The organism is Streptomyces sp. NPDC059851 (assembly GCF_042732005.1).
GTDB lineage: Bacteria > Actinomycetota > Actinomycetes > Streptomycetales > Streptomycetaceae > Streptomyces.
Map to the genome: position 1 here is coordinate 24,231 of NZ_JBHWJJ010000097.1, position 7,238 is coordinate 31,468.

Genomic DNA, 7,238 nt, shown 5'->3' on the forward strand with positions numbered 1-7,238 from the left:
TGTCGGGCCCCCATAGCGCCGAGTTATGGCCAGGCGGGGGCTCCACGATCCCCGTGTGGTCGCGCCATGCTGACATGCAATGTCACACACCATCAGGCGTGGCCATGTGGCCATGTGGCCGTGAAAGGGACCCATGAACCCCGCGTATGCGACCACCGACCACGTCTTCACCGTCCCCCTCGACCACACGGCCCCACACGGTCCGACCATCCAGATCTTCGCCCGGGAGGTCACCGATGCCCGCCGAGCAGGCCGGCGACTACCCTGGCTGCTCTATCTCCAGGGAGGGCCGGGCGGCAAGTCGCCCAGACCGACGGCCGGTTCACCCGGATGGCTGCCCCAAGCACTCACGACCCACCGGGTCCTGCTCCTCGATCAGCGCGGCACGGGCCGCTCCACCCCCGTCACCGCCAGGACGGCCTCCTGCTTCGCCTCACCGGCCCGGCTGGCCGAGCACCTCGGCCACTTCCGCGCCGACTCGATCGTTGCGGACGCCGAACTGATCCGCCGGCAGCTGTGCGGCGACGAGCCCTGGGAGACCCTCGGCCAGAGCTACGGCGGCTTCATCACCCTCACCTATCTCTCCCGGGCCCCCGAAGGCCTTCGGGCGTGCTACGTGACCGGCGGCCTGCCCGGTCTCTCGGCCACGGCCGACGAGGTCTACGCCCGCACCTACCCCCGGGTGCGGGACCGCGTCCTCGACTTCTATGCCCGCTACCCCGAAGACGCCTCCCGACTGCGCCAGATCGCCCGCCTCCTGGCCGTCACCGATGTGCGCCTGCCCGACGGAGACCGACTCACCCCCCACCGCCTGCGCACCCTCGGCCTCGCCCTCGGCATGGGCGACGGCTTCGAACGGATCCACTGGCTCCTCGACGAATCCCTCGACGCGGACGCGAAGCCGACCGACACCTTCCTGCACCAGGTGATGACACTGACCGGCTTCACCGACAACCCGCTCTTCGCCGTCATGCAGGAGACCCTGTACGGCCAGGGCGCAGGACCGACCGGCTGGGCGGCGTCCAGGGCCATGGCGGCGTCCCCCGAGTTCGCCGAGGACGCCGACCCCCTCCTGCTCACCGGAGAAATGATCTACCCCTGGATGTTCCGCGAGATCCACGGCCTGCGCCCCTTCGCTGACGCCGCCGACCTGCTCGCCGAACGCTCCGATTGGCCACCGCTGTACGACCCCCGCCGCCTCGCCGCCAACCGGGTCCCGCTCGCCGCCCTCGTCTACCACGACGACATGTACGTGGACGCCGGGCTCTCCCTGCTCACCGCGCGCCAGATCGGTGCCACCCGCGTATGGGTCACCAACGAATGGGAGCACGACGGCGTCACCGCATCCGGCGGCCGCGTGCTGTCCCGCCTGATGGACCTGGCCGCGGGTCTCGCGTAGGACCCCCGCAGTTCCTTCCCCGATTCCCCTCGACCTGCCCCCGACGGGAGAGACATGCCCCACCCGCCCCACCGCCTGCGGCCGCGGCCGCTCGCCACCGCCGTCGCCCTCATCTCCTGCCTGTCCGCCCCCACCGCTGCCGCTGTCCCCGGCCCGCCGCCGCCCGCCGCCGACTGCGCCCTCCCCGGCCGGACCGGCTGGACGGACGAGGGCCACGACACCGACCGGACCCGGTTCCAGCCCGCCACCGGGACCCGCCGCGTCCTGACGCTGTACGTGGACTTCCCCGACGCCCCGGCCACCGACTCCACCGAGTCGTACGCCGCTCACCTCGCCCCGGCCGCCGACTGGATGGGCCGCGCCAGTTACGGCCGCCTGCGACTGGACGACACCCCACTGCACCGCTGGATCCGGATGCCCGCCGACTCCACCTCCTACGGCTTCGCGCGCGGCCTCACCTTCGAGGCCCACGAGAAGTACCTCCGCGACGCGATCACGGCCGCCGACCCTTACGCCGACTTCTCCCGCTACGACATGGTCTACGTCGTCCCCACCAGGACGGCGACCGCCATCCCCTTCTCGCCGACCTACCTGTACGACCCGGCGGGGCCCGGCATCACCGCCGACGGCACCCGCGTCAGATGGGCCGTGACCTTCGGACAGGACATGTGGCGCTGGGGCCACAAGGTCGCGGCCCACGAGACCGCCCACACCTTCGGGCTGCCCGACCTGTACGCGTTCACCGGCGCCACCCACCAGTACACGGGCGGCTGGGACGTCATGGGCAATATCGCCGGCCAGGCCCCGCAGTACCTCGGCTGGCACTCCTGGAAGCTCGGCTGGACCCGCGACGACCAGGTCGCCTGCCTGCCCGGGCCCGGTCGTCGAACGGTAAGGCTGACCCCGGTGGAACGGCCCGGCGGCACCAAGATCGCCGTTCTGCGCACCGGTGGGACGACGGCATACGTGGCGGAATCCCGCCGTGCCCAGGGCAATGACGCGACCGCCTGCTCCACCGGCGTCCTCATCTACAAGGTCGACTCCGCCACCCGGACCGGCGAGGGCCCGGTGCGGATCACGAACGCGAACCCGACCACGACCCCGCCCAACGGCTGTACCCCGCTCGACCTGGCCGCGTACGCACCCGGACAGAGCTTCACCGACCCCGCGACCGGCGTGCGCATCGACGTCCTCGCGGGCGGACGGACGGGTGACACGGTGCGGCTGGGCAAGGAGTCCCCCGGCGGCTCCGCCCTCGGCCCGCGAGAATCCCCTCCCGCAGCCGTCCGCCCTCGCTGATCACCACGGTGGTCCAGCAGGGTTCGCGGGAGGGGGTCGGCCGTGCGAGTCGGGTTGCCGGCTCGGGGGCGGGTCCCGGTCACCGGCCGTTCAGCAGTTGGGTGGTGGCCAGTTCGCGGTAGAGGGCGTCCGTTTCCAGGAGCTCGGAGTGGGTGCCCACCGCCCGTACGTGGCCGGCCTCCATCACGACGATGCGGTCGGCCGTGGTGACCGTGGACAGGCGGTGGGCAACGACGAGGACGGTGATGCGACCGGCGACGTCGATGATGGTGTCGCGCAGTGCCGCTTCGTTGGCCGCGTCGAGCTGCGAGGTGGCCTCGTCCAACAGCAGGAGTCTCGGGCGGCGGAGCAGGGCCCGGGCAATGGCGACGCGCTGGCGCTCGCCGCCCGAGAGCCTACTGCCGCGGTGCCCGACGTCGGTGTCGAGGCCCCGCGGAAGGCGGTCCGTCAACGCGTCGAGGCGAACGAGGCGCAGGGCGTGGCGGAGGTCTTCCTCCGTGGCGTCGACGGCGCCCAGCGTCAGGTTCTCGCGCAGGGTGCCGGCGAGGACGGGCGTGTCCTGTTCCACGTACCCGATGGCTGCGCGGAGTTCGGCCAGGGGCCACTGCCGCACGTCCTTCCCGTCCAGCAGCACCTGGCCGGCGTCCGGGTCGTAGAAGCGTTCGATGAGGGAGAAGACCGTGGTCTTGCCCGTGCCGGACGGCCCGACGAACGCGGTCAGTCCCCCGCCGGGAACGGTGAAGGAGACACGGTGGTGGACCTCGGGCAGGCCGGGACGGTAGGCGAAGCGGACGTCGCGGAAGGCCACGCGCGCGGGCAGCGGAGCCGCTGTCGGCCGGCACGCACCGCCTTCCCTTCCGTAGTGCGCGTCCTCGACCTCCAGACTCTCGACCTCCCGGATCCGGGAGGCGGCGGCCGAACCGATCTGGAACTGGACGACACCCTCCACCAGCTGACCGATTCGAGGTGCGAGCGCGAAGAGGTAGAGCAGGAAGGCGACCAGGGTGGAGACACCGATGGCGCCGGAGGTGACGCGCGCGCCCCCCACCCCCAGCACGACCAGGAAGCAGACCTGCACGACGACCGCCGACAGGGTCGCGGACACCGCTTCCCAGGCGGCAGCGCGGACACCGGTACGCCGGGCCTGCTCGGCCGCCCGGTACAGCGCTCGCACCTCCTGCTGTTCGGCACCCGACGCCTTGATCGTGCGGAAGGCGCCCAGGGTTCGTTCCAGCGCGGCGCCCATGCGCCCGACCGCCTCCTGCGTGTGCCGGGTCGCCCGGCCGATCCGCGGGGCCACGACGGCGACGACGATGCCGACGAACGCGATCACGCCGAGCGTGACGCCGAGCAACACGGCGTCGAGCAGGCCCATCATGACCACCGTCGCGAGGGTGATCAAGGTGCCGGTGACCGCGGCCGACACGGCCTGAGGAGCACTTTGCCGCAGCAGCGCCGTGTCGGAGGTGACGCGGGAGATCAGGTCCCCCGGTTCGGTGCGCTCCACCACCGGTACGCGCAGGGTCAGCAGACGGTCGATCAGGCGGCGCCGGGCGGTGCAGACGAGGGACTCCGCCGACCGGTCCAGCACCCAGTGCCCGAGGCCGGCAAGGATCCCTCCCACCGCCACCAACACACTGAGGACGATCACCGGGCCGTACTCCGGGCCCCCTCGGCCCATGTCGTCCATCACCCGTTTGGCCGCCATGGGCTGGGCAAGGCCCATCACGCTGCCCAGCAGACCCAGCAGGACTCCCGCCGCCATACGGCCGCGCTGCGGTCGGAGGTGCTCGACGAGGGCGAGCGACGCAATGGTCACGGGCTACTCCACCGCGAAGAAGCGCTGGAAGTACCCGGCCGGCGTGCCCTCGCCGACGGGTTCGCCCTCGGCTTCCACCCAGGCGTGCGCGGCGAACGGCGGGCGGGTGCGTACCCCCACGCACCAGGTGGGCCACTGGCCGCGGCAGCGGCACAGCAGCACCGTCGCCAGGGATCGCGGCAGGCAGCCCTTGTGCCCGCCCGCGGCCAGGCTCACGGCGAGCACCGTCTCCCGCGCCGCTTGCGCCTCGGCCAGCGTGGCGGGCCGGGCTCCGCGCCGGATCCGGGCCAGCACGGCCCGGATCCGGTGGGGCGGCAGGGCGGCCAGCACGTGGGCGCAGCCGATCAGGATGCGCGCCCCGAGGCGGCGGGCCAGGGGGACGGAGCGGGGGCGGTAGGGAACGGCTTCCGGGGTCGACATCTGCGTATCCCTTCTCCGGGGCGGCCGACGGCCGGGTCCGGCTACGGCGTGATGAGCCCGGCGGAGCGGAGGTCTTCGACGATGCTCACGACGTCCTGTGCGGCCACTTCTGTGTCCACGCCCTCGTACCGTTCGACGAGGGCCGCCGCCGCCCGCTCGACACCGTGGCCGTCCAGGAGCTCACGGAGCACCACGGCCGCTGCGGGGTTGAGCGTCCAGTACTCGGCGCTCTTCTGATCGAGCAGGGCCATGCCGTACTCGGTCTCGGTCAGCAGCACTCCGGACTTCAACGTGCACATCGGCTCACCTTTCGCCTTCCGTCAGGGGTCGTGTTCGGGAGGGCGTCATCTCCCGGGAGCGCAGCCATACTTCGCACGCCACGGTCGGGTGCAGCAGGTAGCTCTCCGTCTCCGCCGACAGGGCCCGACGGCACCACTCGCGCAGGACCTCCACGTCGACGAGACCCAGCCGGGCGAGGCGCGACTCCTCGCACAGCGCGAGCAGGCGGGCGCGGTGGCGGCGCAGCCCCACTTCCTCCTCGAAGGTGGCGTTGGCCTTGGTGCCGCGGGTGCGGCTGGCCTCGGGGACGATGCCTCGCATGGCTTCGACGATCAGCGGCTTGTACTGCCAGGGAGTGATCCGCTCCTGCGGCCGGATGGCGAGGGCCGCCTCGATCACCCGGTCGTCGTAGTAGGGGGCCGCCACCGTGATGCCCAGCGGGGCGGCCATCTGCCCGATGTGCCGGGTCCACTGGGAGATGCCGTCCATCGCGGCCATCTCCCGGTGCTCGCCGTGCCCGCGGCCACGGGGCTCGGCTTCCGGGAGGTGGGCGCGCAGCAGCTCGCGTACCGCCTCCACGGCCTCCGGCGTGGCCCAGCCGGGCATGCGCGGCGGCGCTGACCAGTCGAGCAGCGGCTCGTCTGCCGGCGCAGGGGGCGCGGTGAGGTCGCGGGCGACCCTGCCGAGCCAGGTGCGGTAGGAGCGGCGGTCCACGAGCTGGCGCAGCACCCGCCACCGGGACCACTGGTACTTCGCGGTGTATCCGCGCACATCGCGGAGCGCGGTGAGGGGACGGGTACCCATCAGTGAGTGCAGGCGCGCGGGTGCTCCGGCGAGGAGCTCGTCGCCCCCCAGGCCGGTCAGGTGCAGGCTCGAACCGCGGGCTGCTGCCAGGGCGATGATGTGCATGCGGCGGTTTCGGTCGACCGTGAGGATGCTGGGGGTGTCCAGGAGGTCGTCGAGGGTGTCGATGCCGTCGAACGTCATGGCCAGGTCGGGTGCGGGGACGATGTGGTGCTCGACAGTCCCCAGTGCCCGGGTGGTCCGGCGGGCCCAGTACACGTCGTCGCCGAGTTCGTCGTGGATGGCGGCGGTGTACGCCACGACCTTCGCGTCCTCGCGGGCGGCGGCGCAGCACACGGCGGTGGAGTCGAGCCCGCCCAGGTCGGCCGTCACCAGCTCGCGCCCGCGCGTGCGCGTGGCGACGGCGGCCGTCAGCGCCTCCCGGAAGCGCACGGCACCTTCGGCCAGGGGCAGGTGCGGCTCGGGGGGCGACCACCAGCGGGTCCCTTCGGCCCGCCCGTCGGAGTCGAGCGTCAGGTAGTGGCCGCCGGGCTGGGCGTGAACGCCCTTCCACATCGGCGAGCCCGACAGCGGGTGCGGTACGCCCAGGGTGAGCAGTTCGAGGGCGAGCCTGCGTTCGTCGAGTTCGGCGCCGACCAGTTCGGCGAGTACGTCTGCCCGGTCGGAGGCCAGGCTGACGCCGCCGGCCGCCGGGAGGGTGGCGTCGGTGAAGAACACCCGCTTCATGCCGACGATGCCGCCCTGGACCCGGACCCGCCCGCCGCGGCTGGCCACGAGGTGGAGACTGCCGGCCCAAGTGGCACTGAAGCGGTCGAGTGCCGCCAGGGACGTGCCTTCGGCCGCGGCGGCTGCGCGGCGGGCCGCTTCGGCGGTGACGGAGTGCTCGCCGAGCACGGCGATGCGGGTTCCTCCGCACTCGCCCACCACCATGCTGGAGGGTGCCCAGCGCCCCACCAGCCAGGGGCGCCCGGACCGGTGGCGCAGGCCCTGGGCGGCGTGGGCGAGCGCTTTGGCGGCGACAGCGGCGGCTGCGTCGGTGTCGGGCAGGACGGTGAACCAGGTGGGCAGGGCCTGGAGCGACAGCGAGTCTTCCACGGCTACGGCCTTCGGTCGGCGATGTGTGGAAACCAGGTGGCCGGGGGGGGGGGGGGGGCGCCCCCCCCCGGGGCCGCCCCCGGGGGCCGGCCGCGCCCCGCCGCCCCCCCCCAACACGCTGGG

6 protein-coding genes are annotated in these 7,238 nt (G+C 72.9%); 2 read left to right on the forward strand and 4 right to left on the reverse strand.

What is annotated here, in order from left to right:
• The first annotated feature begins 133 nt into the window (after positions 1 to 133).
• Together ACFV7Q_RS27320 and ACFV7Q_RS27325 are read left to right on the forward strand one after the other, a co-directional pair.
• Positions 134 to 1,399, forward strand: coding sequence for an alpha/beta fold hydrolase (locus ACFV7Q_RS27320; RefSeq protein WP_385432188.1), 1,266 nt, complete (start codon positions 134 to 136; stop codon positions 1,397 to 1,399).
• A gap of 54 nt (positions 1,400 to 1,453) precedes the next feature.
• Positions 1,454 to 2,698 carry a M6 family metalloprotease domain-containing protein gene (locus tag ACFV7Q_RS27325; protein WP_385432190.1) on the forward strand — a complete coding sequence of 415 codons (1,245 nt, stop codon included), beginning with the start codon at positions 1,454 to 1,456 and terminating at the stop codon, positions 2,696 to 2,698.
• Between the two features lie 79 nt (positions 2,699 to 2,777).
• Here ACFV7Q_RS27325 and ACFV7Q_RS27330 read toward each other — a convergent pair whose 3' ends face one another.
• From ACFV7Q_RS27330 to ACFV7Q_RS27345, 4 genes are read right to left on the reverse strand one after another with little or no spacing between them, the layout of a single operon-like run.
• Positions 2,778 to 4,463, reverse strand: coding sequence for an ABC transporter ATP-binding protein (locus ACFV7Q_RS27330; protein ID WP_385432198.1), 1,686 nt, complete (start codon positions 4,461 to 4,463; stop codon positions 2,778 to 2,780).
• A gap of 57 nt (positions 4,464 to 4,520) precedes the next feature.
• Entirely contained in the window at positions 4,521 to 4,937 is a 417-nt protein-coding gene (locus tag ACFV7Q_RS27335; RefSeq protein WP_385432191.1) for a lasso peptide biosynthesis B2 protein, read from the reverse strand.
• A gap of 41 nt (positions 4,938 to 4,978) precedes the next feature.
• A complete protein-coding gene (locus ACFV7Q_RS27340; RefSeq protein WP_385432193.1) occupies positions 4,979 to 5,236 on the reverse strand; it encodes a lasso peptide biosynthesis PqqD family chaperone in 258 nt (85 codons plus the stop codon).
• 4 nt (positions 5,237 to 5,240) lie between these two features.
• Positions 5,241 to 7,115: a lasso peptide isopeptide bond-forming cyclase gene (locus ACFV7Q_RS27345; RefSeq protein WP_385432195.1), complete on the reverse strand. Its 1,875-nt coding sequence runs from the start codon at positions 7,113 to 7,115 to the stop codon at positions 5,241 to 5,243.
• Positions 7,116 to 7,238: the final 123 nt, after the last annotated feature.